A 24,851-nucleotide genomic window follows, 5' to 3' on the forward strand; every position below is an offset into this window, starting at 1 on the left:
GCGTTCACATTTAGGTGTTTTGGATAGTTTCACAAAACCACATTAATCGTAATCTATACTCTTTGCGTAGCAACCTTTACTGATACGCGGTTGCCGCGTAAAAATTAATGGAAAATGGAGTGTAGGATTAATGAAAGCGTCTGACCTTTTCGTAAAAGCGTTGGAAGCTGAAGGTGTAGAATACATCTTTGGCATTCCTGGCGAAGAAAACCTCGACTTGCTTGAGTCGTTAAGAACCTCCTCAATTAAACTCGTACTTACCCGCCATGAACAAGGCGCGGGTTTCATGGCCGCGACTTACGGTAGATTAACCGGTAAAGTTGGCGTGTGCTTATCTACCCTCGGTCCAGGTGCGACCAATCTTGTTACCCCAGCGGCGTATGCGCAACTAGGTGCTATGCCCATGTTGATGATCACAGGGCAAAAGCCCATTAAAACCAGTAAACAAGGCCGGTTTCAGGTTATCGATATTGTCGATATGATGCGCCCCATTACTAAATTTACCACGCAAGTGGTGAGCGGCGATCGCATTCCCTCTGTCGTTCGCGAAGCATTTCGATTAGCCTCTGAAGAACGCCCCGGTGCTGTGCACATAGAGCTTCCTGAAGATATTGCCGATGAGCATACGTCTGTACCCTTATTAACCCCTAGTACGTCAAGGCGACCTATTGCTGAATACAAAGCTATATCAGCGGCTATTTCGATGATAGAAGAAGCTACCTCCCCATTATTGTTAATAGGAGCAGGTGCAAATCGTAAGCTAACCGCCAAAATGCTGCGGGAATTTGTGGATAAAACTTGTATACCCTTTGTGACCACACAAATGGGTAAAGGGGTGCTAAACGAAAGCGATCCGCGGTTTGCGGGCAATACTGCATTATCAGATAACGACTTTGTGCACAGGGCGATAGAAAGAGCCGATCTTATTATTAATGTTGGGCACGATGTCGTAGAGAAGCCGCCGTTCTTTATGCATAACGACGGTAAGAAAGTCATTCATATGAACTTTGAGTCAGCCGCTGTCGACCCAGTGTATTTTCCACAGCTTGAGGTGGTGGGGGACATTGCCAATAGTATCTGGCAAATAAAAGAAGGCATTACGCCGCAAGATGGTTGGAAACTCGATTTCTATAAAGACGTACACGATGCTTATGAAACACACAGAGCGGAAGCAGAAAACGATAATCGATTCCCCATTCTGCCTGAACGCTTTGTGCGTGACATCAGGAAGGTCATGCCAGATGATGGCATAGTGACCTTAGATAATGGTGTATACAAAATTTGGTTCGCTCGTAATTACCCCGCTTACCATCCTAATACCTTGTTGCTAGATAATGCGTTAGCATCAATGGGCGCAGGGTTACCCTCGGCGATAGCCGCAAAACTCGTGAAGCCAGATGTGCCGGTAATGAGCGTATGTGGCGATGGTGGCTTTATGATGAACAGCCAAGAAATTGAAACTGCGGTTCGTCTGAAACTCGACCTTATTGTGATCATACTGCGGGATGACGCGTACGGAATGATTAAGTGGAAACAAGCCAATATGCAGTTTGATGAGTTCGGTTTGGATTACGGTAATCCGGATTTTGTGAAATACGCAAAAAGCTACGGTGCCCATGGCTGGCGCGTAGACAGTACCGAGTTGCTAATTCCTATGGTGGAAAGCTGTTTAAACACACCGGGGGTGCATGTGATTGATTGCCCCGTTGACTACAGCATGAATGACAAAACACTGAACCATACGATTGCCGAATTAAGCGCGAAATTATAAGGAGTGATCATGTTAAAAGACAGCTATCCCTATTACCTTGCAAGCGAACCTTGTTTTGCTAATACCGATTTAGACGTTACCAATAAATACACAGGCGAAGTGGCAACAAAAGTGGCGCTAGCCGACGCTGAAGTGATTGATAAAGCCATAGCCGCTGCCGAAAAAGCACAGCCTGCGATGACTGCGCTGGCTCCGTACGAGCGCCAAGCAATTCTAGAGCATTGCGTTAAGCGCTTTACTGAACGCGAGGAAGAACTAGGTAAAGCCCTTTGTATTGAAGCGGGTAAGCCTATTAAAGATGCCAAAGGCGAAGTAGGCCGGTTAATCGACACCTTCAAAATTGCGGCTGAAGAATCGGTAAGAATTAATGGTGAAGTGGTTAATTTAGAAATCTCCGCCCGTGCCAAAGGTTATCAGGGCATGACGAAGAAAGTGCCTATCGGCCCTTGCTCGTTTATCTCTCCGTTCAACTTTCCGTTAAACCTAGCCGCGCACAAAGTTGCGCCAGCTATCGCGGCAGGATGTACTTTTGTGCTTAAGCCTGCTTCTCGTACACCTATTGGTGCGTTGATTATTGGCGAAGTGTTAGCGGAATGTGAGTTGATGCCCAAAGGCGCATTTTCAATTCTTCCTTGTAGTCGCGACGGCGCCGATTTATTTACCACCGACGAGCGATTAAAGCTACTTAGCTTTACCGGTTCACCTGATGTGGGCTGGGCGCTAAAAGCTAAAGCGGGTAAAAAGCCTGTGGTATTAGAGCTTGGCGGTAATGCCGCTTGTGTGGTGGATGAAGATGCCGATATTAGTGATGCCATCGACCGTATTATTGTCGGCGCGTATTATCAGTCGGGCCAAAGCTGTATTTCAGTGCAGCGCTTATTAGTGCACTCGTCAATTTATGATGATTTCAAATCTCGCTATGTAGAGCGGGTCGAAGCTTTGGTGTCTGGCGATCCTAGCGATGAAGATACTTTCATTGGCCCTATGATTTCTAAGGGCGAGGCTAAGCGTTTAGAAGGCTGGATTAAAAACGCTAAAGAAGCTGGCGCTAGCGTGCTATGCGGCGGTGAAAGAGATGGTGCCATGCTACAGGCTACCGTAATGGAAAACGTGCCGAAAGATTGTGACGCTAGCGCCGAAGAAGCTTTCGGGCCGTTATCTATATTGCAGCCGTTTGACGATTACGATAGTGCGTTAGATGAGGTAAACAACAGTCGCTATGGGCTACAGGCGGGTATCTTTACGCGTGATATCTACAAAGCACACAAAGCATGGAATGTGCTTGAGGTGGGCGGAGTAGTCATAGGTGATGTACCCAGCTGGCGTGTAGATAATATGCCTTATGGCGGTGTAAAAGACTCAGGACTTGGCCGCGAAGGTATTCGCTATGCCATAGAAGATATGACAGAAACACGGCTTATGGTTATTCGAACGCCCTAGGAAGTAGAGTAACTAAAACGCGTATAAGGTAACGAAGGTGAAAAAGCCTTAAAAGCCTAACGAACCAAAATCAACCGTAATAAAGCGGGTGCTTCTAACAGAAGTCACCCGCTTTTTTAATCTGCTGCAAAAGCTTCAAGGGTAGCCAAGGGAATAATATCAAGGGCTCGTTCATGAGTAGCTTCTAATCGCACTTTTGGCGCAACACCTGCTTCGTAAGCCTGTAACCATCTGGCGGCGCACAAGCACCATCTATCACCGGCAAGTAAACCAGCAAAGTCCATACTGGGCCAGGGCGTGATCAAGTCATTACCTTGGCGTAAGGAAAATTGTAGAAACTCATCGGAGACTACTGCACACACACTGTGGTTACCCACATCTGCATCGGGCACATAGCAAAAGCCTTCTCGGGTGTAGCCAGTGTTACCACAACACAGTTGAAGTGGTCTTCCATAGACATTTTTAGCATTAGCCAAAACGAATACCTCTTTTTGCGCGTATAAGCATTGATTGTATACCTATTTCTCATAAAACTCAGGCATCTGCTAGCCGTTGGCTACACAATATCCTAGGTGTTTTAATTACGGGGACCTAGCGTAGATAGATTTGAATAAATTACCTATTTTTTAAACTGGTGTTAGTGCATGTTAGATAAAAGCCGAAAATCAGCGCCCATTAATTTTTCTCAGCAGGAAATTGACCGCTTTGATGCGCTAGCAGAAAGCTGGTGGGATCCCAATGGCAATTATAAAACCGCGTTAGATTTTAATCGTGCACGGCTATCTGTGATTGAGTCTCAAATAACCAGTCACTTTTTGAAAAGTGAGCAAACCCAGGGCTTTCCTCAAAATGCGTCTACGGCAAATTCCCTAACGAATGCCACTGATAAAACCAAGCCTTTTACGGGGCTTTCAATTGTAGATATCGGTTGTGGTGGTGGGCTTATTAGTGAGCCGCTTGCGTTGAAGGGGGCGGATGTTACAGGTATAGATGCAAGTGCCATGAGTATTGAGGTGGCGAAGCGGCATGCGAATCAAAGCAATGTGAAGGTTAACTACATTCACGGCCTTTCATCTGACTTGGTAAGCCAAGGCCGTCAATTTGACATCGTCATTAATGCAGAAGTTGTTGAGCACGTACCTGATCAAGTGCAGTTAATAAAGGAGTGTGCAAGCTTAGTGAAGCCAGGTGGTTTATTGGTGCTAGCCACGCTAAATAGAACCATTAAAAGTTTTATTATTGCGATTGTAGGCGCTGAATATGTCATGCGATATTTACCCGTTGGTACTCACGATTGGCAAAAATTTGTTAAACCCACTGAGCTAAATCAATGGGTAGGTGAAGGGTTTACGCTTGATTATGAGACTGGCATGGCACTAAATCCATTCACTAAGGTATGGAAGCTTACACCCAGCTTAAGCGTAAATTACCTTCAGGTTTACCATCGTGCGTGATAAAGCCACATAGTCAGTGCATATTACTTTCGTTCGCTAACAGTAGTTAACATTTACCCGGGCTATAAACTCTCGCTATTTTCTTTATTCGCCTATTAAATAGTATGAGGGTTTATACCCAGTTTTTACGCTAGTCTTCTGAATATAAAGCATTTTACGTTTTCTTATCCTTCATAACCGTATTTTTAGCTATTACCTCTAGTCAATTTTATAAAAGACCACTCTCTTATTTATCTTGTTATTTACATCGAATTAACATAAAAGTAACTCAGGTCTGGCCTCAGACCACTAATGTTGATAATTCAAGGAACATGCAATGAAACTAAGAACGAAAATAACAACGCTCATGCTGTTTTTGCTTGTCGCAGTATTACCTTCTCAATCGTGGGCTGGTAACTACGCTAAAACACAATACCCAATTGTACTGGTTCACGGTCTCTTTGGTTTTGATGACATTTTGTTTGTAGATTACTTTTACAAAGTGCCTCAAAAACTATCTCGAAACGGCGCGGTGGTTTATATCGCAGAAGTGTCCCCTTCTAATTCTACCGAAGTGAGAGGAGAGCAGTTACTTAACTATATTGATGAGGTACTTGCACTTTCTGGCGCCGAAAAAGTTAATCTTATTGGCCATAGCCATGGCGGACCAACGGCAAGGTATGCCGCAAGTGTAGCGCCCAGTAAAGTGGCTTCGGTTACCTCCGTAGCCGGAGTTAACTGGGGGAGCGCTGTGGCAGATGTACTCAAAAGTGGTCTTACTGAAGGGTCTGTGCAAGAAGGTACGGTAGGTTTGATCACCGACGCTTTTGCTAATCTAATCGAACTAGCATCGGGTTCAGATCCCCGAGATAAACCCACAGATTCTGTGGCGGCACTAACCTCGCTATCCACCTCTGGTTCAGTGGCCTTCAACGCTCGTTACCCTGAAGGCATGCCCTCTGCCTACTGCCGCAATGACGGAAAACAGGTAGGCGAGAATGGCGTGTACTACTATTCCTGGAGTGGTGGCAGAACTTATACAAACGCGCTGGACGTGGTCGACCCTTTTCTTGCCATTACAGGCTTGGCATTTGGTGAAACCAATGATGGGTTAGTGTCTTCATGTAGTTCTCATTTAGGTAAAGTACTAAAAGATAACTATAAGATGAATCACCTTGATGAAGTCAACCAAAGCTTTGGTATCACCCATTGGTTTGAAACCAACCCAGTAGATGTCTTTGTCGACCAAGCAAACCGCTTAAAAAGCCTAGGTTTATAATGAGCCGGTGGGTATTAATAGGAGGGGGCGCTGCCCTCTTTTTTGTCGTTGTTATTTTAATTAGCAAGCGTCATCACATCGACGATGAAGAGGCACATAAAAATCGTCAAGCTACAACGGCAGTATTAACCCGTAAAGACTTAAAAGCAGCTGAACTTAAAAAAGCGATTCAGCCAGTAAAGCGGGTAAACCCTCACGGGTCAGACCTACCAATATTTACCTTATATTTTGGTATAAAGGACAATTTCGATCGCTTTATTTTTGCTAATGAAGGCGCTTCAGATAGCGAAGTGACGGCACTATTTAGTATGAATGCTAAAAGTATGTATGAGGCTAAGTCGGCCATGTACGCCGCTGATGTATTCACCCGATATGTTGAATATAAAGTGGCATTGGCAGATACCGATGCCGAAATCGACAAGGTGCTGACAGTATCTAGCGAGAGCACCATGACTGATGTTACCTATGCTGGCATTTCATTAAGTGACGTTGAACAAAAACTAGCAACGAGAGATACGCTGCGTCTTAACTACTTTTCCCAACAAGAATATGAGTACTTGTTTTCTGCTGATGCGGCCATTGACGCAAGAGCACTTGCTCGCCTTGCTATTGCTCAAGATCGCGACCTCTCAAGGGAGCAAAAACGCAATGAGATATTTGGTCAATTAAATGCACTAAATGAGCAGGAAAAAGCGGCGTTTCAACCTACCCTAAATATGGAAAAAATTAACCAAATTAAACAAAAATATGCAGATTTCGAGTCTCGATACCACGCTATTGCCGCTGAATTTGGCCATCAGGTAGCCGAGCGATTCTCTGCATTATGGGAGACGCAAGCACGATGGCAACAACGAGTTGATGCCTACCGAGACTATCAAGAATACGTGAGCGCTAGTGCAATGAAAGCGCAAGCACAGCAAGACGCCTTAACGACTTACAGGCAAACCCACTTTTCAAATACCGAACAAAAGCGCCTGAGAGTATTAGTAGATGTAAATCTGTGAACAGGTATAACCATTCAACCTTTTAATAGTTGTACCCCAACGGAATATGATTTGAACCCATGGGCAAGCAGCACTAGTCTGACTGTTAACATTCCAACGATACGATATTACCTATGAAAATTTACGAGACCAAAACAGCGCCTAATCCTCGCCGTGTTCGCATGTTCCTTGCTGAAAAGGGGATAGATAAATCACAAGTAGAGTATGTACAAGTAGACATTCAAAAGGGTGAAAATTTAAGCGCTGAAATGCGCGCTAAAAACCCGCTAGGTAAAATTCCTATTTTGGAGTTGGATGACGGTACCTGTATTGCTGAAACCGACGCTATTTGTACTTACTTTGAAGCCATTCATCCTGAGCCTTCATTGCTAGGCTCTACGCCTATTGAGAAAGCCACCATCGCTATGTGGCAGAGACAAGTAGAAATGGCGTTGATGTTACAAGTAGGCATGTGTTTCCAACACACCACCGGGTACTTTAAAGACAGAATGGTGCCTGTGCCGGAATACGGTAAAGAAGCCGGTATCAATGCATCAAAATATTTTAATATTCTCGAACGCCGACTTGAATTACATGAGTTTATAGCGGGAGATACCTTCTCTATTGCGGATATTACTGCTCTATGTGCCATTGATTTTGCACGGGTGGTGGATATTCGAATTAAAGACGAACAAACCAACCTTCAGCGTTGGTACGACAACGTTAGTAGCAGAGCGAGTGCAAAAGCCTAATGATAGATTTATACACCGCAGCAACACCCAATGGCTGGAAAGCGTCAGTCGCATTAGAAGAAATGGAACTCGACTATACCGTGCACGCGGTAAACTTAATGAAAGGAGAGCAAAAAACTGCTGAGTTCCTCGCCATGAACCCGAATGGCAGAATTCCCGTTATTGTGGACAAAAGCGAAGGCGACCATGTGGTTTTCGAATCTGGCGCCATCATGCTTTATTTAGCTGAAAAGACAGGTAAGTTTTTACCCACAGACGCCAAAGGCAGAAGCCAAGTGATGCAATGGGTTATGTTTCAAATGGGGGGTATTGGGCCAATGATGGGGCAGGCGAATGTGTTCCATCGCTATTTAGAAGAAAAAATCCCCATTGCTATCGACCGTTATCAAAATGAAGTACGCCGATTGTTTACGGTGCTAGATGGACGATTAGAAGACAACGAATACTTAGCTGGTGATTACAGTATTGCCGACATGGCAAACTGGTGCTGGGTGCGTACCTATGAATGGTCAGGTGTTAGCATTGAAGGGCTAGATAATTTAACTCGCTGGAAAAACAGTATCGAGGCACGCCCTGCGGCGCGCCGTGGTGTTGAAGTACCCAATAAAATCGATAAAGAAGCGTTAATAAAAGGCGCTAAAAACGTGGTTACTCGATAATACGTCACCCGATAACACGTTACTCTAATGCGTTAACGAATCCCTGCGCCAATGCTTTTATGTGCGCAGGGCCTATACCGCAACACCCGCCTACAATTGAAGCGCCAGCGTTCACCCACGTTTTCGCGTACGCTAAGTATTTTTCAGGGGTGACATCTTCACGCAACGTAGAGAGCATTTCATTAGCATCATGCTTTCTAACATGCTCTGAAAAACTATTCGCATAAACGCCAATAGGAATATGGGCATTGTGGCAGTGTGTAAACGCAATGGCTGATTCCATCTCTTCAGGCTGCGAGCAGTTAAACAACACGGCATCTAGGTTATCTAGCGTGGGCAATATTGCATTCAGTGGCTCACTAGAACGCAAGGTCACAGGGGTTGCAAAGTCATGACGATTACTGAGCGAGTAAGAAAGCCAAATTGGTTTAGATGAGTGCTGTTTTATTAAAGATGTTACTGCAATAGCTTCTTCTATCGAAGATACGGTTTCTACAAGCCAAAAGTCGATGTAGGGCGCTTGTGCTTCAATCAATGGCAGTAAAATTGAAGAGAGTTGCTCGGCACAAAATAGTTCAGGTTTGTAAGAGCCAAACGCCGGAGGAATGCAGCCTGCAACTGACACATCACTCTTTTTTGCCACAGTACTGGCAATACTGCCCGCGCGTTCGGCAAGCAAGAATGCTTGCTCATCAAACTGTTTTTGTCCTATATGAAAAGGCACCAATGCGTAGGTGTTTGTGGTAATGATTTTTGCACCTGCATCCACAAAGTTTTGGTGTACTTGAGCTACTAATTCAGGGGCTTCCATTAATGAAAGAGCAGACCATTCAGGTTGCCTAAAGGGAGCCCCGACGCTTTCTAATTCTCGGCCTAACCCCCCATCAAGAATTAGCACATTTGACGAAATGTTTGTGACCTTTTCTGTGCGTGAAGTTGTAACCACGTTACCCCTGTTTTTCGTTTAACGTATATAAGCTAATAGTAGTTCGCGATAAGCGACAAGTTTGCACTGCCAATAGACTGCGCTTTACTCCCTACGTTACCTGCACTAATACTACCTTGAGAAACGCCTCGAAGATCAGCATCTTTTAACGCGCTTTGCACGCAGGTAACCAATTCTTGTTTTATATTCTGTGGCATGGCCCCATCGATGATAATGCCATCGAGGTCGAGCATGCTAAATGCGCAGTGTGTGGCAAAGGCAATCCCCTGGGCTGCCTGTTCCATCCACACTTGAACGATGCGCATAAATTCTGGATTGGTTTTTAAGCCAGACCAATGTTCCGGTGCCTCATACAATTTATTGCCATCAAGCCCCGCTTCATTTAATTGTTTTTCTAACAAGTATAGCGATGATTGGGTGATGAGTTGTTGCTGTTGGCTTTGGGCGTTAGATAAAAAAGGTAAGGAGCCAATTGCGCCGGCGTTACCCGATTTTCCTGTAAATAACTGATTGTTAATAACCAAGCCACCGCCAAGAAAAGTGCCTACAAAAACATAGAGAAAATGGTTGAATCGATGGGGGTTACCGAAGGCCATTTCTGCACTACACGCCGCTGTTGCATCGTTACTCACGTAAATGGGTAAGTCTAGAAGTTCAAATAGCGCAGCCTGAATATCAAGGCTTTTCCATGCCTCTAACGCGTCACTAGGTGCGCCGGCTTCTTCTGCCCAGCTCCAAATTTCAAATGGCATAGCAATGCCTAATCCGCGAATGCGCGTTCGTTGTTCGTTACTGAGTTGTTGCGTTAGAACCGATACGCCGCGCTGGGTAAATGACAATAAATGGTCGACGGTGGGGTAGGCTATTTTTTCGTGAAGCGAAGCTTTCACATTGCCAGCCAAATCTAGCAAGGTCATATCAAAACTACGGCGACCAATTTTCAACCCCAACCCAAAGGCACCCTCTGCATTTAATCCAAAAGGTACTTTAGGTTGCCCCACCCCCCCGCGAACTGGTGGTAGCCGCTTAACAAGGGCGTCTGACTCTAGTTTTTTGATAATAACCGTTGCCGACTGAGCAGATAAGCCCGTGCGTTGAGCGATGTCTGCTTTTGGAATAGCCCCTTCATGACGAATGAGGGTGAGTATATCCCGTTCATTTTGAGTACGGTTGTCTAGTGGGTCAGTTGCACGGTGGTGCATATCTCTTTCTAATGCGCTTTCTGATGAACCCGTGTGCTCATGGGATTTTGTCATTTACAGTGTACCTGAATCATTATGAATTGAATGTTATAACAAACTGCATCAATAAGTCATGGATAGATATTAATTCAATATCGATAACATAATTCACCGAAGCGAGTTTTTCTCTACCAATCAAGCCGATAGATTACGCATTCATCACAGGTAATGTCAAAGTGATAAAATAATAAATCAACAAGGTTGATTTATATTTGAAGCTAGATAATACTATGCCCCAATTAATTAACTATAATTTAACGTGCCCGTTGGAATGCCCTTCGGCTACGCTTATTATCCATGACTACAGCGGTATAAAGGTTAACGTCATCGCTGTTAGCTTCAGCCAGAGGTGTTTATGAAAATTTTATGTTTAGGCGAAGTACTTATCGATATGTTAAGTGCGGGTGCAGCGGACCAAAGCGAAATGCCAGCAATGAATTCATTCCAGCCTTATGCTGGTGGCGCGCCCGCTAACGTCGCGGTAGCGGTTGCCAAGCTTGGTGGGCAAGGTGCTATGGTGTCTAAAGTGGGTGACGATACCTTTGGCCGCTTTCTTCAAGACATGCTTAGCTATCACAACGTAAACACTGATTATGTTTGGAGTACGAAAGAAGCGAATACAGCATTGGCTTTTGTTAATCTAGATAAAGACGGTGAACGTTCTTTCGATTTCTATGTAGATAATGCGGCACATAAGCACATTGGTGAAGACGACTTGGCCACGGTTGCATGCGACGATACTAGCGTGCTGCACTTTTGTTCTGGCTCAATTTCAGGCCCCGAATTGCTTCCCGGCACCGACTATATCCTAAACAAAGCTAAGCAAGAAAATATGCTGGTATGTTTAGATATTAACTATCGCCCAGCGTTTTGGGACGACACTGCTAATGCGCCAGGCCGAATTGATGAAGTAGCTAAGAAAGTAAGCATCTTGAAAGCAAGTCGCGAAGAGCTGGCTGAGCTTTACGGTGAAGAAAATGCGCAGACTCACGTGCAGCAGTGGCTAGATAGCGGCGTTAAAGTGGTATTAGTGACTGATGGCGGCGAACCTATTCAATATATCACCAAAGAATTTAGTGGCACCTTGGCCTCGCCCAAAATGGATGTAAAAGATACGACAGCTGCTGGCGATTCATTCATTGGTGGTTTCCTGTATTTCTTATCTACCAAAGTGGCTAATAGCGCAGAATTTGACGAGTGGGCAAGTAGCTTTGAAAACGTTAGCGAAGCCACAGAGTTTGCTATTCGCTGCGGTGCATACACGGTAACGCAATATGGTGCGTTTAGTGCTTTACCTACTATGGAAAATATTGCGAAATAAGCAATATATTGGTGCTCGACGTCTTTTGATATGAGCGTGGGTACATAATTTAAAAAGCAAGGCGATGCCTTGCTTTTTTATTGCCTGTTTAGCTGCTAGGTGCCAGCCTAGTGTGAAGCAGTATTTGCCGTGGACACAGAACTAAAAACGCTAGGCAAACATATCTATGCAAACATCATGCGACCACTTAAACGAGCTTCGCTTCGTTTAGATTTATATTTAACGGCAAAAACAATACAAATCGAAAGTAGCAAAACTCCTAATGAACTGGGCTCGGAAACAAAGTAGTTATCGACACCCCTGTCGGCAACTAGCGTTAAAGCAGCAACGCCCGAATTAACTTGTGCCCACTCTAAAAAAGCATCGAAGTGATCTATTTGAGGTGAGGTTAGATTCTGGCCCATTATACTATCAGCGCGAATAAGTTCAGTTACTGGGTCAAGAGCGCCGCCTGTATATTCATCGAATAGCCCTATCATGTGGCCAAATTCGTGAGCTGCTATTACCCCTTGACGACTATACGAATAGCCTGATGGCCTACCCGTATACCATCGAGTCAAATTCACATTCCCATTACCTTTAATCACAGTAACAGTATGGTCAGCGCCCACATTCGTGCTTAACCAATCTACATTAAACACAGTGTCGTAAAAATAAGTGCCGTCAGATAAGTCAAAGGCATTAGTCCAAATGGATTCAATACCATCTTCCCAAATGTCTCGAAGTGCACTGCCGGGTTCATAACCAGTTAGATAAACGTCAACATCAATCAGTAAATCTTGATTAACAAAGCCAATATCATAGCTAGCATTCCATCCGAAGATCCCTGTCGAAATAGGGTATGAAATGGTTTCGGACGCAATATTAGTAATTAGGCCAGCGTGACTCGCTGTGGAAAAAAGGAGAAAGAAACCAATAAGGCAATGTTTGAACGATCGCGAAAACAACATTTTTTTGTCCTTGGCGCTGCATTAATTCATGCAGGCGCACATAAAAATTTTTCTGTAATTTATTTTCTAACAGTAGGTTAGCTGGAACAGAAAAAGCTAATATACTTTAAGTGTAAGCTAAAATCAGGGTTTGTAAAAAAAATGTTTCATTAAGATTATGACTCGATAAGTGCTTTCACGTTGATAAGTGTATCTGCCTCGTTAGCAGGCTTATCCCAGCGGATACGGTGTATGCGAGGGAATCGTAGTGCCACGCCTGATTTATGCCGGTTGGAGGGATGAACCGCATCGAAAGCGACTTCCAGTACCAGCTCCTTTTTAACCTCTCGCACTGGCCCAAAACGGCCTATGGCGTTTCGTCGTACCCAGTTATCTAGTTTCTTAAGCTCTTCATCAGTAAATCCAGAGTAGGCTTTGCCGATAGGCAGCAATTGCTCATCTTGCCATGCGCCAAAGGTGTAATCGGAATAAAAGCTAGAGCGCTTACCGTGACCACGCTGGGCATACATCATCACCGCATCTACCACCAGCGGGTCGCGTTTCCACTTGTACCACTGGCCTTTAGGTCTGCCTGGTACATAGTGGCTACTTGAACGCTTTATCATAAGCCCTTCTACCGCGCGGTTTTCACATACCCTTTTATGTAGCGCTTGAAGATCTGTTGGTGAATCGGCAGATAAGCACTCAGATAAATGCAGTCGTGATTTATTGTCGTTTTCCTGAATCCCATTTTTGTAAAACCATGCTTCTAGTGCTTTGCGCCGGGTGATAAGAGGTGAGTCGGTTAATTGCTTACCGTCTAATACCAGTGCATCATAAACTATAAGCCCTGCGGGGTTGGTTTTCATTAACGCAGAGGTGGGCTTTTTCTTATTGAGCCGCTGCTGCAGAGCATTAAATGTATCGACTTCGTTGTTATGCATCACCAACAGTTCGCCATCTAGCACCATGTTATCTACAACCATGTTGCCACTAACACTATCGAGTAGGTCGGGGAATGCATGACTGATGTCATCACCGGTACGGGAAAATAGCGCCTTTTCTGGTTCTTCTTTGGTGGTATTACACACTAGCTGCACCCGAATGCCGTCAAACTTGTGTTCTATTTGCCACTGCTCGGGGATAAAGTCATCGATATCACTTTGCGCAATGGGGTGAGATAGCATGACAGGGTGAAACGTAACTGCGTTGCTAATATCCGGTTTAGGGCCGTTACCTTCAAGCCATGCGAGCAGGTCGGTATAAGGCGGTGTGACGCCATGCCACAGTTTTTCTATTTCAGTGATATCTTGATTGCCGTATTCCGCTAAAATTTGTTTGATAGAGCGAGCCGATACGCCAATTCTCAGCCCCCGTGTACCAAGCTTTAATAGTGCCCAGCGCTGTGATGGAGTCATTATGGTGAGATAATTCGCTAACGTTGAAGCGACTTTTTGTTTGCTGACATTCGCAAATGTATCTACCACTTCAGACAAACTAGGCAGCGCTTGATCTGGCGTTAGTTCGGGCCATAAATGGGCTACCGTTTCGCTAACTTCGCCCACATAATCGTAGCTCATAGCAAATAGCTCTGGGTCTACTCGCTCTGTAATCAGTTTTTTTACCGTGTTACGTTTGAAGAAATCAAATCGAAGCGTACCTGCCATCGCGGCAATAGCCCAGCCGCGATCGGGGTCTGGCGTAGTAGCAAGGTAATGCAGAATAAGCTGGGCTTTCGCTTTGGTTCCGGCGGTATAGTAAAGCTGTTCAAGTAAGTCGCTGAATGCTTGCATTGCTATTCTTCCTGCGCCGCTTCATCGTAACCTACCAGCGATAACGCTCGCGCTTTAAAGCCCATCTTCTGTGCCTGATACATTAGTGCGTCTTCTCGGCCGTGGGTCACCCATACCTCGCTAGGGTTCACTTCGGTGAGGGTTTGCAATAACTCGGGCCAATCGCAGTGATCTGAAATAATAAGTGGTAGCTCAGCGTTGCGCTGCTTAGCTCGCGCGCGAATTTGCATCCAACCAGACGCCAACACAGCGCGAACATGTGGCAAGCTTCTCGACCACCTGTCGGCTAATGCAGAAGGGGGAGCCAAAACGATTTCACCGGCGAGTAACGCTTTGTCTTCTACCTCGCTAACCGGAATAATATCGCCTAACGCAATGCCTTCTCGTTCATATAAATCACACAGCTTCAGTAATGCACCGTGCAAATAGATAGGCTTGGTGTAACCCGCTTCTCGAAGCGCCAAAATAACCCGCTGGCATTTGCCTAATGCGTAAGTTCCTACTAAATGACAACGTGTAGGAAACACATCAAGGGAATGAAGAAGCTTTTGGATTTCTTGTTCGATTGGCGGGTGGGCAAATACCGGTAAACCGAAAGTGGCTTCGGTAATAAGTACATCGCAAGGTACTACTTCAAACGGCGGACAAGTGGGATCGTGTCTACGTTTGTAATCGCCAGATATCACTAGCCGATAACCCGCATACTCAATAAGTAATTGTGACGAACCTAGTATATGGCCAGCAGGGTAAAAAGTGACTTTTATCTTGCGTCGCCCCTGTTCAGTTGAGGCACTGTGACTATCAGTAGTGATTACCTCATCAAACTCTACGCTCTCGCGATAGGGCACCGGTATTTGTACTTCAGCCATATCGTCACCATAGCGAGTGGTCATAATTGCCATGGTTTGTGGGTGGGCGAATACTCGCTTGTGGCCCGCTCTAGCATGGTCAGCATGACCGTGGGTAACAAGCGCAGTATCCACAGGCTGCATAGGGTCTATATAAAAATCACCTGGCACACAATACAAACCTGCATCGTCAGTTTTCATCCACTTCGAAGGGTGTATTGTATTTTCAGCCATCATATAAAAACCACATGCTCTTAGTTAGCGTTTCATATGACTACGGTGGTTTTGCGCAATTGGTTGAGCGTAGTGGAAAATTAAACCCTTCTGCCGCATTAACGTATATCTACTATTGCTTACCATCGAAACAGCAGAGTAACGAAAAATCATGATGCAGGAGAAGTTCGGGCAGGGGCCTAGGGTTGTATGTAGCTTTTATTTCAAAAGCTTCGAAAGATATGCCAGCAAATATGCCTAAAACCAAAGCACCACTTAAGAAACCAAACGAAACCGGCAGCGACATTTTGCCACCGGCGTTTAGCCAATGGTTCAAAAATAAAGGCTGGGCGCTTCGTGATTACCAACGGCAGATGTTGGCGCAAGACACCCACAACACTACGTTATTGATTGCCCCAACCGGGGCAGGAAAAACCCTATCAGGCTTTCTACCTAGCTTAGTCGAGTTAGCGCAATCGCCACAGCTAGGCTTACATACCTTATATATTTCCCCGCTTAAAGCGTTAACCCAAGATATTCATCGCAACTTATTACAACCTATTGAAGAGATGGAATTGCCAATAACGGCAGAAACTCGTACTGGCGATACACCTTCGCATAAACGGCAGCGCCAACGGAAAAAGCCGCCAAACCTGCTGCTTACTACCCCAGAATCTTTAATGTTGATGCTGAGCTATGCCGATGCTGACAAGCTATTTGGCAAACTAAAGCGAGTCATTATTGATGAAACCCATAGCTTGGTAGCAAACAAGCGAGGGGACTTTTTATCTTTAGCGCTAGCACGACTTTCAGTATTGTCACCTAAAATGAAGCGGGTAGGCCTATCGGCTACAGTGGCTTACCCTGAAACCTTAGGGGCGTGGCTAGCCGGTACAGAAGGTATTGCTAATATCATCAGCGTGAAAGCGGGTGAAAAACCAAAAGTAGATATGCTGCAATCTGAAAATCGCATGCCCTTCGGTGGCTTTATGGCGCGTTATGCCATAACCGATATCTACAAAGCCATTGAAGGGGCGAAAACGACCTTGGTGTTCGTTAATACCCGGGCGCAATCTGAACTGATTTTTCAAATGCTGTGGGAACACAACACCGCTGCGCTACCGATAGCCTTATACCACGGCAGTTTGAGTAAAGAACAACGGCGCAAAACAGAAGCGATGATGTCTAGCGGGTTATTGCGGGCAGTAGTGTGTACTTCGGCGCTAGAGCTAGGTATTGATTGGGGCGATGTCGATAAGGTCATTCAGGTAGGTGCCCCCAAAGGTGTTAGCCGGTTGCTGCAACGTATTGGGCGAGCAAACCATCGGTTAGATGAGCCCAGCGAAGCGTTACTTGTACCCGCTAACCGATTTGAAGCCCTTGAATGCCAAGCGGCTATTAATGCAATTAATAAAGGCGAACTAGATGGCGATGCGCCGCAGCCTGGGGCATTGGATATCATCCCCCAGTTTATCGTGAATTGCCTATGCAGCAATGCTGACAGCCCAGATACCCTTTACGAGCAAATCCTTATGGCATCGCCTTATCAAGGGCTTGATAAACAAGATTTTGAAAAATTATGGCAGTTTGCGTTAGATGGCGGTAGTGCGCTTAATGCATACGAGCGATATCAGCGCCTAACGCCAAATGACGATGGCACTTTTTCACCCGCTAACAGGCGGGTTATTCAGCGTCATCGTCAGAATATAGGTACTATTGTTGAGGCGGGTAGATTAAAAGTAAAACGCATTCGCCGTGGTAACCAGGGCAAAATTATTGGTGAGGTAGAAGAGTACTTTGCCCAGCAACTTACCCCAGGTGACACCTTCTATTTTGCCGGTGAAGTGCTTAAATACGAAGCCATTCGGGATATGCAATTGCATGCACGCCCTGCTAAAGCCAAAGAGCCTAAAATCCCCAGTTATTCCGGTGGCCAAATGCCACTGTCGACATACTTGGCTGATGGGGTTAGAGCCATACTCGCAAATCCCAAAAGTTGGCGCAATTTACCTGCACAAGTACAAGAGTGGTTAAAGTTGCAACAGCAGTTTTCACAACTTCTTGAACCTGAAAAGGTGTTGGTAGAGCAGTTTCCTTTTCGTAACGTGAACCATACGCTGTATTACACATTCGAAGGTAGGAAAGCGAACCAAACCTTGGGCATGCTGGTTACCCGTAGAATGGAAAAAATGGGGATTAAGCCGCTTAGCTTTAGTGTGACTGATTATGGGCTTTCGATAAGTGCAGTGAAACAGATTACCGACAATCAGCTGCAACAGTTGTTTCAGCCAGATATATTGGGCGACGAGCTAGAAGATTGGATGTTACAGGCCCCCATGTTAAAGCGCTCTTTCAGGCAGGTGGCGGTAGTAAGCGGCTTAACCGAACAGCGTTATCATGCTAGCCAAAAAACCATGAAACAAGTCACGTTTTCTACTGATTTAATTTACGACACGCTGCGTGAGCACGACCCTGATCATATTCTTTTAGCGGTTGCGCGGGCTGATGCTGAACGGGAGTTGTTAGATTTACAGCGTTTAGCCAATTTGCTTATTCGCTTTGTCGATAAAACCACGTTAGTTAATTTAGAAAAAGTATCGCCCATGGCCATACCGATTGTGCTGAATATGCGCAGTGAGCAAATAAAAGGGGCTGGTGCTCAGGCGATTATCGAGCAAGCTGATTTGTATGCAGAAGCGGAAAATATGTTAGACGAAGTACGGGCTTTATTGTCCTAAAAGCTAAAAGCGGTGTATTGGGGTTGGGTCTGGAACTCGCCGTGAATACATCCATGTAGGCTCTTATGCAGCATCCATGCTGCATAAGGTTCCATACCCAACCCCACTGCACCGCTATAGTTCGGGCGTGGATTTGTATTCAAGTTCGAATGTTGAGTGTTGTAGAGAGAAGCACGCCGTAAATAAATCTATGTAGGCTCTGCCGCAGCATCCATGCTGCGGAAAGTTTCTAGCGCTAATACTGCTCACCCAGTTTAATTTTATTGGTGTTAAAGTGAGTGAATATGAATTGGATACATCCATGTAGGCTCTGATGCAGCATCCATGCTGCATCAGGTTCCATACCCAACTCCACTCAATCACTATAGTTCGGACATGGGCTTAGAAGTGGTGGAAAAGTGTTAAACATTATAAAAGAGGGCAGTAAGTGGCAATAAATGAGCAGTGGCTATCGGCACAGGTGGCGTTGCGTAGTATTAGTATTGTGAAATTTGCAAAGATGCTTTGGTTGTTAGATGCCAGAGGTGTGGCGTATTTGCCTGCGCTTGATTGGCTGGTGGTATCCGATTTACACCTTGAAAAAGGCAGTTACTTGCGTAGTTATGGTAATCCGCTGCCAAGTGTCGATTCCGTCGCTACGCTTAAGCGTTTGCAACAGATTATTCGCGATTACAACCCTGCTAGGGTGATTAGCTTGGGTGACAGTTTCCATGATAAACACAGTATGTCTCGTATGACTGCTGAAGACAGAAACCTCTTATGCGATATCATAAATAGCGTTCCCAAATGGGATTGGGTAGAGGGAAATCATGACCCCGACTTACCTGAAGGTATTCCCGGCAACCCTTGCCATGAAATAGTGCATAGTAATGTGGTATTTCGCCATGAGCCAGAAATCTATGAGCCAGAGCCATGTGAAACAGAGCCGCATGAAAAAGAGTCACATGAGAAAGAACCAAGTACGAAGGATGGGGTTCAAGCTAAGCCCCAAGCTAAGCATCAAATTATTGGCCATTACCACCCTAAAATACGCAAGACTATTTCCCGTCGTCGATTTTCCGGTAAATGTTTCGTTGTCACAGAAGACCTATTTATCATGCCAGCTTTTGGGCAATTTACGGGAGGCTTAGATGTGGATGAAGAGGTAATGCTAGTGTTAGCATCTAAAAAATCCCGCGCCTGTTATATGTTGTATGACGGTACAATTTTCAAAGCTTAAGCGGCAAATTATTAACATGCTGCGCGCAATAAAAAACGGGTAACCAAGTTGCCCGTTTTATAAGAGAGTGCAGTATTAGACTAGTCTAATCGCGCCAGCGTTTGGTTAAGTCTTCGTAAGCATCAATGCGACGGTCACGGAAATAAGGCCAAATGCGTTTTACTTTTTCAGTGCGAGTTAAATCTAGTTCAACCGATAGTGTGGTTTCACCCTCGGCTTCGGCTTTCGCCAGAATTTCACCTTGTGGGCCAGTTATAAAGCTTTGTCCCCAAAACTGTATGCCGGGGTCGCCCGCCACTGGCGATGCTTCAAACCCTGTGCGGTTTGCTACAACAACCGGCACTGAGTTTGCGACTGCATGTGAGCGCTGAATAGTTTCCCACGCGCCATGTTGTCGACTACGTTCTTCTTCAGTATCAGTACTATCCCAACCAATTGCCGTTGGGTAAAATAATAAGTCAGCGCCAGCCATCGCCATTAAGCGTGCGGCTTCTGGATACCATTGATCCCAACAAACTAATACACCCAATTTACCCACGCTGGTGTCTATTGGCGTAAAGCCCATGTCTCCTGGTGTGAAGTAAAACTTCTCGTAAAAGCCTGGGTCGTCAGGAATATGCATTTTGCGGTATTTACCGGCAATCTCTTTGCTTCTATCAAATACCACAGCGGTATTGTGATACAAGCCAGAACCGCGTTTTTCAAATAAAGAGGTTACTAATACAATATTGTGTTTTTCAGCAAGCGCACCAAAGAAATCTGTTGCAGCACCTGGAATAGGTTCGGCTAAATCAAAGGCGTCTGTATCTTCCTGCTGGCAAAAGTAAAGGGTGCTATGAAGTTCTTGTAGCAAAATACACTCACAGCCTTCTGCGGCGAGCTTTGCAACTTGCTCAGCACTTTTGTTCCAGTTTGTCGCTTTGTCGTTATCAGCAACAGACTGTTGTACCAAGCCTATCTTTAGCTTAGTTCGTTGCATGTACAGACACTCCTTTTGAGAAGGTGGAAATAACAGATTCTTTCAACGTATTTGTGGGTACCTGCATGGAAATACAATGCAAACTACCAAATTGCTTTACCAACACCGAGCAATCTATAGGCTCGATAATATGGTCGGGATAAGCCAGTTGCATTTGGCTAATGGCCGCTTCATCTTCAGGTTGCCCGTAAATAGGTAAGAGCACCGCGCGATTACAGATCAAAAAATTGGCATACGATGCAGGTAAACGCTCGCCTTCGCTATTCACAATATGTGGCAGTGGCAATCGATATTGTTCATGCTCAGGCATTGCACTGGCGCACTCTTCACACAGCGCACTTAACCCTGCATAGTGACTGTCATCTTTTCGGTTATCAGCTGCTTGAATGACTAGGCCTTTATTGGGCGTGAAACGCACAAGCGTATCAATATGCCCGTCAGTGTCGTCACCTTCAAGGTGACCATGTTCTAACACCGTAAACGTGTTGCAACCTAACATGTCATTAAAGGTTTCAGCGTAATCTTCGATGGTCATATCACCATTGCGCTTCGGGTTTAATAAACACTGAGAAGTACTCAGCAAGTGGCCAAAATCGTCAATTTCTAACGCGCCGCCTTCAGCAACTACTGGGCTACTTCGTAGGGGTAATTTACATAATGAGGCAAGGTAGCGTTGGTTAGCCATATTGTCTTCGCTGGCATCAAACTTTTCGCCCCAACCATTGAAGCGAAACTCTACTGGCGCGCCAGAACCTTCGGTATCTCGACAGGTTAAAAAGCCGTAGTCACGTACCCAAGTGTCGTTATAAGACGCAGGCATGATGAGCACACGCGCATGATCGCCTAAGCGTGATTTCACATCATCAACATCGTCAGGGGCGCATAGCAATATCACACCTGCATGATAACGGTTGACCGCAGCAATGACGTTCAAGTATGTTTCACGGGCTTCTTCTAGCCATGGCGACCAGTCGGTTTCTGCATGCGGCCACGCCAGCATCACAGCATCAACGGTTTCCCATTCAGGAACCAGTTTACGACTACCTTGCATGTTTATTCTCGATAGAAATAAATAGAGCGGCGATTATAACTATCCTACTCTCGCCAACCAATAGCAAACTTGATGAAATTATTTGGCTGCCACGATTAGAACAACGACTTGTTCTAACGACACATTTTGTGACAATTCTTTTACTGCCCTTTTCTAGCTTAGCTTTCTGATATTTAAGAGGTGAGCTTCTTAGTATTCCTAGCCTGTATTTCGATGGTAAGGCTTTCGACTTTAAAGCGTGAAGAGTTCGGTCTTTTATTTTAATTGGCACCTTTATCAGAGGCTGATATAAATGCGCAATAATGCGTTTAGTCTTCAGGACATGTAAATTTCACCTGGGTGAATTTAATAATAAAAGGATGTGATATGCAATTTCAAAAAATAATAAGTATTAAGGCTCTTACCTTTGCCGTTGTCGCTGTTACCGCAGTTTCTGGTTGCGCTAGTACCTCTTCAAAAGTGGTTGAAACCCCAAAAGTGGAAAGCTTCAACTCTCAGTATACAGGAACAAAAAGTAAGCTAGTCGTGGGACAATTTGTAAACCGCTCTAGCTTTCAAAATGGCATTTTTTCAAATGGCCAAGACCGGTTAGGTAACCAAGCAAAAACTACCTTGATGGGACATTTACAGCAGACAAATCGCTTTAGTATTCTCGATCGCGACAACATGGATTTGCTTGCCACTGAAGCTTCTCGCTCAGGTACTACTCAAACGATAGCTGGCGCACGGTTTGTAGTAACCGGTGATGTTACCGAATTTGGACGTAAAGCCATCGGTGATAAGCAATTATTTGGTCTTCTAGGTAAAGGGAAATCTCAAATTGCTTATGCAAAAGTCACTCTTAATATAGTAGATGTCACTACATCTGAAGTGGTTTATTCAGTAGCAGGAGCTGGCGAATATAGTTTGTCTGAGCGTGAAGTTATTGGGTTTGGTAGTACCGCTAGCTACGACGCAACACTTAATGGAAAAGTGCTTGATTTAGCCATTCGTGAAGTAGTGAACAATTTAGTTGATGGCTTAGAGTCTGGTGCTTGGGCAATTTAAAACAATAAAAAAGTCGTGAGTAAAAATAATGAAAAAAATAATACTAACAACCTTGCTTGCTCTAGGGATCGTCGGTTGTAAAACCACCGAGCCGCTTTATTACTATGGCGAATATAATAGTGCAGTGTATAGCTACTTTAAATCTGAAGATGTTTCGTTAGAAGCGCAGATTACTGTTCTTCAACAAGCTATAGAACAGGCGGCTGCGCAAGATAAAGACATTGCTCCAGGTATTCATGCACACTTAGGCATGTTGTATTTCGAAAGCGGTAATGGTGATAGAGGAACACTGCATTTTGAACAAGAAAAGGCGTTATTTCCAGAGTCTGCGCAATATATCGACTTTTTATTAAACGCATCTAACGCTAAAGGAGTCTAGTAAAATGAATGTATTTAAATTAGCGGCTTCATTGATGGCGATTGGTTTATTAACAGCCTGTGTCAGTGCTCCACCCGTATACGATTACACGGCATTTAAAAATGCGTCGCCTGCGTCAGTGGTGGTATTGCCTCCAATTAATAACACGCCAGAAGTCATTGCGCCTTACAGTGTGATGTCTCAACTTGCTCGGCCCATTGCTGAATCAGGCTTTTATGTTTTTCCTGTGGCTGTAGTAGACCAGACGTTTAAAAACAATGGGCTTACGGTCGCAGAAGATATTCATGCAGTCCCGACAACGAAATTGCATGAAATATTTGGTGCTGATACAGCGCTTTACGTCACGATCACGGACTATGGCACAAGCTACGTGGTTATCTCGAGCGAAACGAGAGTGACAGTGTCTGCGTCGTTAATGGATTTGAAAGGTAATACAGTGCTGTGGGAAGGTATGGCAACTGCCTCATCAGCTGAAACACAGAACGCCAACTCAGGTGGCCTTGTGGGTATGTTAGTTCAAGCTGCAGTTAGTCAGATATTCGAGACTGTAACTGATAGAGGTTTTGATATTGCAGCATTAACGTCTAACCGTTTGCTGTCGGCAGAAAGTCACAACGGTTTATTGTACGGTCCCCGCTCACCGAAATATGGCCAACCTACTCCCAGTGAAAGCGCTAAATAAGTTTGCTTGAATTTCAATCTATTTTCATGGCGCTTCGTTTTCGCAAACCGAAGCGCTATTTGAGTGGGTGGTGTTGCTATAGTATTCCCCGATTCTTTTTAGTCGTTTATTTTTTGATCTCATTGCTCCTAATAGACGTTTTATCTCAATATCGATAAAACACGCCTCTAATAGCATTTTCAGATTAGGCTAATCTCAGCATTTGCTCGATCAATAGCCGCTAGAATGCTAAAATATGACCGTTAGAAGTCGCCAAACCTTTGCCAAAGCGTGGTTATATGCCTTGGCCGTAATCATGCTATTCAATAGTCTTGCGTTGGCTTTCAGGCGGTATTGTCATTTGCATCTTGGTATCAAGTTAGCCTTAATCGTGTTGATTACGTTTAAGGGTAAAGAAGTATTTACGGATAGGGTTAATGTTAGCAAAAGAAGCGGTAATTGTGCGTGATGCACTAGAGCCATCAATTTCTGAATCGGCACAACGTGTTAGAGCAGCGCTTGAAGAAAAAGGGCTGGAAACACCTATGGTGGCGAATGGTTTGTCTGACGAGCAAAAACGTCAGAAGATTGAAATCGCAATGCGTGACGTGATGAATACGCTTGGGCTCGATCTTACCGATGACAGTTTGCACGACACACCAACCCGTATTGCAAAGATGTACGTGAACGAAGTGTTCGGTGGTTTAGATTACCGAAACTTCCCTAAAATAACCCAAATTGAAAATAAGATGCGTCTTGATCAGCCTGTTCAAGTGTCTGATATAAGTTTAACGAGCACATGTGAACACCACTTTGTAACTATTGATGGGCTCGCTACCGTATCTTACATTCCCAAAGACACTATTATCGGGTTATCGAAATTAAATCGATTAGTCAGCTTCTTTGCACAGCGCCCTCAAGTGCAAGAGCGATTAACACAGCAAGTGCTTGTCGCCATCCAGACGCTAGCCTCTACTGATGACGTTGCAGTAAGCATTAATGCTACCCATTATTGTGTGAAGGCCAGAGGTATACGCGATACTAATTCGTATACCAAAACATCTGCGTTAGGGGGCAAATTTTTGTCCGATGTAGAATTACGAAGAGCATTTTTTAGCTAATTGCTTTTAAAATGTCTAGTGGCTTTGGCCAACACTGAAAACCGCTTT

At 44.8% G+C, this 24,851-nt stretch carries 22 protein-coding genes; 14 read left to right on the forward strand and 8 right to left on the reverse strand.

All coding sequences use genetic code 11. From position 1 onward, the window contains the following. The first annotated feature begins 130 nt into the window (after positions 1-130). Together R1T43_RS02380 and R1T43_RS02385 are read left to right on the forward strand one after the other, a co-directional pair. Entirely contained in the window at positions 131-1,771 is a 1,641-nt protein-coding gene (locus R1T43_RS02380; RefSeq protein WP_317352497.1) for an acetolactate synthase large subunit, read from the forward strand. Between the two features lie 9 nt (positions 1,772-1,780). Beyond that, positions 1,781-3,211: an aldehyde dehydrogenase family protein gene (locus R1T43_RS02385; protein ID WP_211070080.1), complete on the forward strand. Its 1,431-nt coding sequence runs from the start codon at positions 1,781-1,783 to the stop codon at positions 3,209-3,211. A gap of 116 nt (positions 3,212-3,327) precedes the next feature. Here the strand turns inward: R1T43_RS02385 and R1T43_RS02390 are convergent, their stop codons facing one another. Beyond that, on the reverse strand, positions 3,328-3,687 hold the full coding sequence (locus R1T43_RS02390; protein WP_062088469.1) for a DUF2237 family protein: 360 nt from the start codon (positions 3,685-3,687) through the stop codon (positions 3,328-3,330). A 168-nt stretch (positions 3,688-3,855) separates the two neighbouring features. Between R1T43_RS02390 and ubiG the strand changes: the two genes are divergently transcribed. From ubiG to R1T43_RS02415, 5 genes are all read left to right on the forward strand, one after another. Continuing rightward, on the forward strand, positions 3,856-4,665 hold the full coding sequence (ubiG, locus tag R1T43_RS02395; protein ID WP_317352502.1) for a bifunctional 2-polyprenyl-6-hydroxyphenol methylase/3-demethylubiquinol 3-O-methyltransferase UbiG: 810 nt from the start codon (positions 3,856-3,858) through the stop codon (positions 4,663-4,665). A 346-nt stretch (positions 4,666-5,011) separates the two neighbouring features. Further along, positions 5,012-5,923, forward strand: a complete 912-nt coding sequence (locus tag R1T43_RS02400) for a triacylglycerol lipase (protein ID WP_317355625.1) — start codon at positions 5,012-5,014, stop codon at positions 5,921-5,923. Then, complete coding sequence (locus R1T43_RS02405) at positions 5,923-6,927, forward strand: lipase secretion chaperone (RefSeq protein ID WP_317352504.1); 1,005 nt, start codon at positions 5,923-5,925, stop codon at positions 6,925-6,927. Before R1T43_RS02400 ends, R1T43_RS02405 begins: the two co-directional genes overlap by 1 nt. Before the next feature lie 113 nt (positions 6,928-7,040). Continuing rightward, the gene (locus R1T43_RS02410) at positions 7,041-7,658 is read left to right on the forward strand and encodes a glutathione S-transferase family protein (RefSeq protein ID WP_211070077.1); all 618 of its coding nucleotides are present in this window, start codon (positions 7,041-7,043) and stop codon (positions 7,656-7,658) included. Beyond that, entirely contained in the window at positions 7,658-8,317 is a 660-nt protein-coding gene (locus tag R1T43_RS02415) for a glutathione S-transferase family protein (protein WP_211070076.1), read from the forward strand. The genes R1T43_RS02410 and R1T43_RS02415 overlap by 1 nt, the downstream gene beginning before the upstream one ends. A 19-nt stretch (positions 8,318-8,336) precedes the next feature. Here R1T43_RS02415 and R1T43_RS02420 read toward each other — a convergent pair whose 3' ends face one another. After that, a complete protein-coding gene (locus R1T43_RS02420; protein WP_317352507.1) occupies positions 8,337-9,263 on the reverse strand; it encodes a homocysteine S-methyltransferase family protein in 927 nt (308 codons plus the stop codon). A gap of 32 nt (positions 9,264-9,295) precedes the next feature. Beyond that, complete coding sequence (locus R1T43_RS02425; protein ID WP_317352509.1) at positions 9,296-10,519, reverse strand: ROK family transcriptional regulator; 1,224 nt, start codon at positions 10,517-10,519, stop codon at positions 9,296-9,298. 340 nt (positions 10,520-10,859) lie between these two features. Between R1T43_RS02425 and R1T43_RS02430 the strand changes: the two genes are divergently transcribed. Next, positions 10,860-11,825 (forward strand): carbohydrate kinase, encoded by a 966-nt coding sequence (locus tag R1T43_RS02430; protein WP_317352513.1) that lies wholly within the window; start codon positions 10,860-10,862, stop codon positions 11,823-11,825. Positions 11,826-11,989: 164 nt separating this feature from the next. Here R1T43_RS02430 and R1T43_RS02435 read toward each other — a convergent pair whose 3' ends face one another. The 3 genes from R1T43_RS02435 to R1T43_RS02445 form a co-directional block, all read right to left on the reverse strand. Then, complete coding sequence (locus tag R1T43_RS02435) at positions 11,990-12,775, reverse strand: hypothetical protein (protein WP_317352515.1); 786 nt, start codon at positions 12,773-12,775, stop codon at positions 11,990-11,992. A gap of 155 nt (positions 12,776-12,930) precedes the next feature. Then, positions 12,931-14,547 (reverse strand): cisplatin damage response ATP-dependent DNA ligase, encoded by a 1,617-nt coding sequence (locus R1T43_RS02440; protein ID WP_317352517.1) that lies wholly within the window; start codon positions 14,545-14,547, stop codon positions 12,931-12,933. Between the two features lie 2 nt (positions 14,548-14,549). Then, entirely contained in the window at positions 14,550-15,632 is a 1,083-nt protein-coding gene (locus R1T43_RS02445) for a ligase-associated DNA damage response exonuclease (RefSeq protein ID WP_247670629.1), read from the reverse strand. Between the two features lie 230 nt (positions 15,633-15,862). On the opposite strand from R1T43_RS02445, the gene R1T43_RS02450 reads away from it, so the two are divergent. Together R1T43_RS02450 and R1T43_RS02455 are read left to right on the forward strand one after the other, a co-directional pair. Next, positions 15,863-18,346 (forward strand): ligase-associated DNA damage response DEXH box helicase, encoded by a 2,484-nt coding sequence (locus tag R1T43_RS02450; protein ID WP_317352520.1) that lies wholly within the window; start codon positions 15,863-15,865, stop codon positions 18,344-18,346. A 427-nt stretch (positions 18,347-18,773) separates the two neighbouring features. Continuing rightward, positions 18,774-19,565, forward strand: a complete 792-nt coding sequence (locus tag R1T43_RS02455; RefSeq protein WP_317352521.1) for a ligase-associated DNA damage response endonuclease PdeM — start codon at positions 18,774-18,776, stop codon at positions 19,563-19,565. An 85-nt stretch (positions 19,566-19,650) separates the two neighbouring features. Here the strand turns inward: R1T43_RS02455 and R1T43_RS02460 are convergent, their stop codons facing one another. Together R1T43_RS02460 and R1T43_RS02465 are read right to left on the reverse strand one after the other, a co-directional pair. Further along, positions 19,651-20,544 carry a carbon-nitrogen hydrolase gene (locus R1T43_RS02460; protein ID WP_317352524.1) on the reverse strand — a complete coding sequence of 298 codons (894 nt, stop codon included), beginning with the start codon at positions 20,542-20,544 and terminating at the stop codon, positions 19,651-19,653. Continuing rightward, positions 20,531-21,595: an agmatine deiminase family protein gene (locus tag R1T43_RS02465; RefSeq protein ID WP_317352527.1), complete on the reverse strand. Its 1,065-nt coding sequence runs from the start codon at positions 21,593-21,595 to the stop codon at positions 20,531-20,533. The genes R1T43_RS02460 and R1T43_RS02465 overlap by 14 nt, the downstream gene beginning before the upstream one ends. Positions 21,596-21,961: 366 nt before the next feature. Here R1T43_RS02465 and R1T43_RS02470 point away from each other — a divergent pair, with 366 nt between their 5' ends. The 4 genes from R1T43_RS02470 to folE all read left to right on the forward strand — a co-directional run bounded on the left by R1T43_RS02470 (position 21,962) and on the right by folE (position 24,803). After that, on the forward strand, positions 21,962-22,642 hold the full coding sequence (locus tag R1T43_RS02470; protein ID WP_317352530.1) for a CsgG/HfaB family protein: 681 nt from the start codon (positions 21,962-21,964) through the stop codon (positions 22,640-22,642). Positions 22,643-22,670: 28 nt separating this feature from the next. After that, positions 22,671-23,021, forward strand: coding sequence for a DUF4810 domain-containing protein (locus R1T43_RS02475; protein WP_317352532.1), 351 nt, complete (start codon positions 22,671-22,673; stop codon positions 23,019-23,021). Positions 23,022-23,025: 4 nt separating this feature from the next. Then, on the forward strand, positions 23,026-23,703 hold the full coding sequence (locus R1T43_RS02480; protein WP_317352534.1) for a DUF799 domain-containing protein: 678 nt from the start codon (positions 23,026-23,028) through the stop codon (positions 23,701-23,703). Positions 23,704-24,119: 416 nt separating this feature from the next. Further along, entirely contained in the window at positions 24,120-24,803 is a 684-nt protein-coding gene (gene folE / locus R1T43_RS02485; RefSeq protein ID WP_057795639.1) for a GTP cyclohydrolase I FolE, read from the forward strand. Positions 24,804-24,851: the final 48 nt, after the last annotated feature.

Source organism: Alteromonas sp. CI.11.F.A3, assembly GCF_032925565.1.
Lineage (GTDB): Bacteria > Pseudomonadota > Gammaproteobacteria > Enterobacterales > Alteromonadaceae > Alteromonas.

Coding starts and splice junctions, on each gene's coding strand:
- R1T43_RS02475 (WP_317352532.1), top strand. CDS start 22,671: ATGAAAAAAATAATACTAACAACCTTGCTTGCTCTAGGGATCGTCGGT.
- R1T43_RS02480 (WP_317352534.1), top strand. CDS start 23,026: ATGAATGTATTTAAATTAGCGGCTTCATTGATGGCGATTGGTTTATTA.
- R1T43_RS02385 (WP_211070080.1), top strand. CDS start 1,781: ATGTTAAAAGACAGCTATCCCTATTACCTTGCAAGCGAACCTTGTTTT.
- R1T43_RS02430 (WP_317352513.1), top strand. CDS start 10,860: ATGAAAATTTTATGTTTAGGCGAAGTACTTATCGATATGTTAAGTGCG.
- R1T43_RS02445 (WP_247670629.1), bottom strand. CDS start 15,632: ATGATGGCTGAAAATACAATACACCCTTCGAAGTGGATGAAAACTGAC.
- R1T43_RS02405 (WP_317352504.1), top strand. CDS start 5,923: ATGAGCCGGTGGGTATTAATAGGAGGGGGCGCTGCCCTCTTTTTTGTC.
- R1T43_RS02470 (WP_317352530.1), top strand. CDS start 21,962: ATGCAATTTCAAAAAATAATAAGTATTAAGGCTCTTACCTTTGCCGTT.
- R1T43_RS02450 (WP_317352520.1), top strand. CDS start 15,863: ATGCCTAAAACCAAAGCACCACTTAAGAAACCAAACGAAACCGGCAGC.
- R1T43_RS02380 (WP_317352497.1), top strand. CDS start 131: ATGAAAGCGTCTGACCTTTTCGTAAAAGCGTTGGAAGCTGAAGGTGTA.
- R1T43_RS02460 (WP_317352524.1), bottom strand. CDS start 20,544: ATGCAACGAACTAAGCTAAAGATAGGCTTGGTACAACAGTCTGTTGCT.
- R1T43_RS02410 (WP_211070077.1), top strand. CDS start 7,041: ATGAAAATTTACGAGACCAAAACAGCGCCTAATCCTCGCCGTGTTCGC.
- R1T43_RS02415 (WP_211070076.1), top strand. CDS start 7,658: ATGATAGATTTATACACCGCAGCAACACCCAATGGCTGGAAAGCGTCA.
- R1T43_RS02435 (WP_317352515.1), bottom strand. CDS start 12,775: ATGTTGTTTTCGCGATCGTTCAAACATTGCCTTATTGGTTTCTTTCTC.
- ubiG (WP_317352502.1), top strand. CDS start 3,856: ATGTTAGATAAAAGCCGAAAATCAGCGCCCATTAATTTTTCTCAGCAG.
- R1T43_RS02400 (WP_317355625.1), top strand. CDS start 5,012: ATGCTGTTTTTGCTTGTCGCAGTATTACCTTCTCAATCGTGGGCTGGT.
- R1T43_RS02425 (WP_317352509.1), bottom strand. CDS start 10,519: ATGACAAAATCCCATGAGCACACGGGTTCATCAGAAAGCGCATTAGAA.
- R1T43_RS02440 (WP_317352517.1), bottom strand. CDS start 14,547: ATGCAAGCATTCAGCGACTTACTTGAACAGCTTTACTATACCGCCGGA.
- folE (WP_057795639.1), top strand. CDS start 24,120: ATGTTAGCAAAAGAAGCGGTAATTGTGCGTGATGCACTAGAGCCATCA.
- R1T43_RS02465 (WP_317352527.1), bottom strand. CDS start 21,595: ATGCAAGGTAGTCGTAAACTGGTTCCTGAATGGGAAACCGTTGATGCT.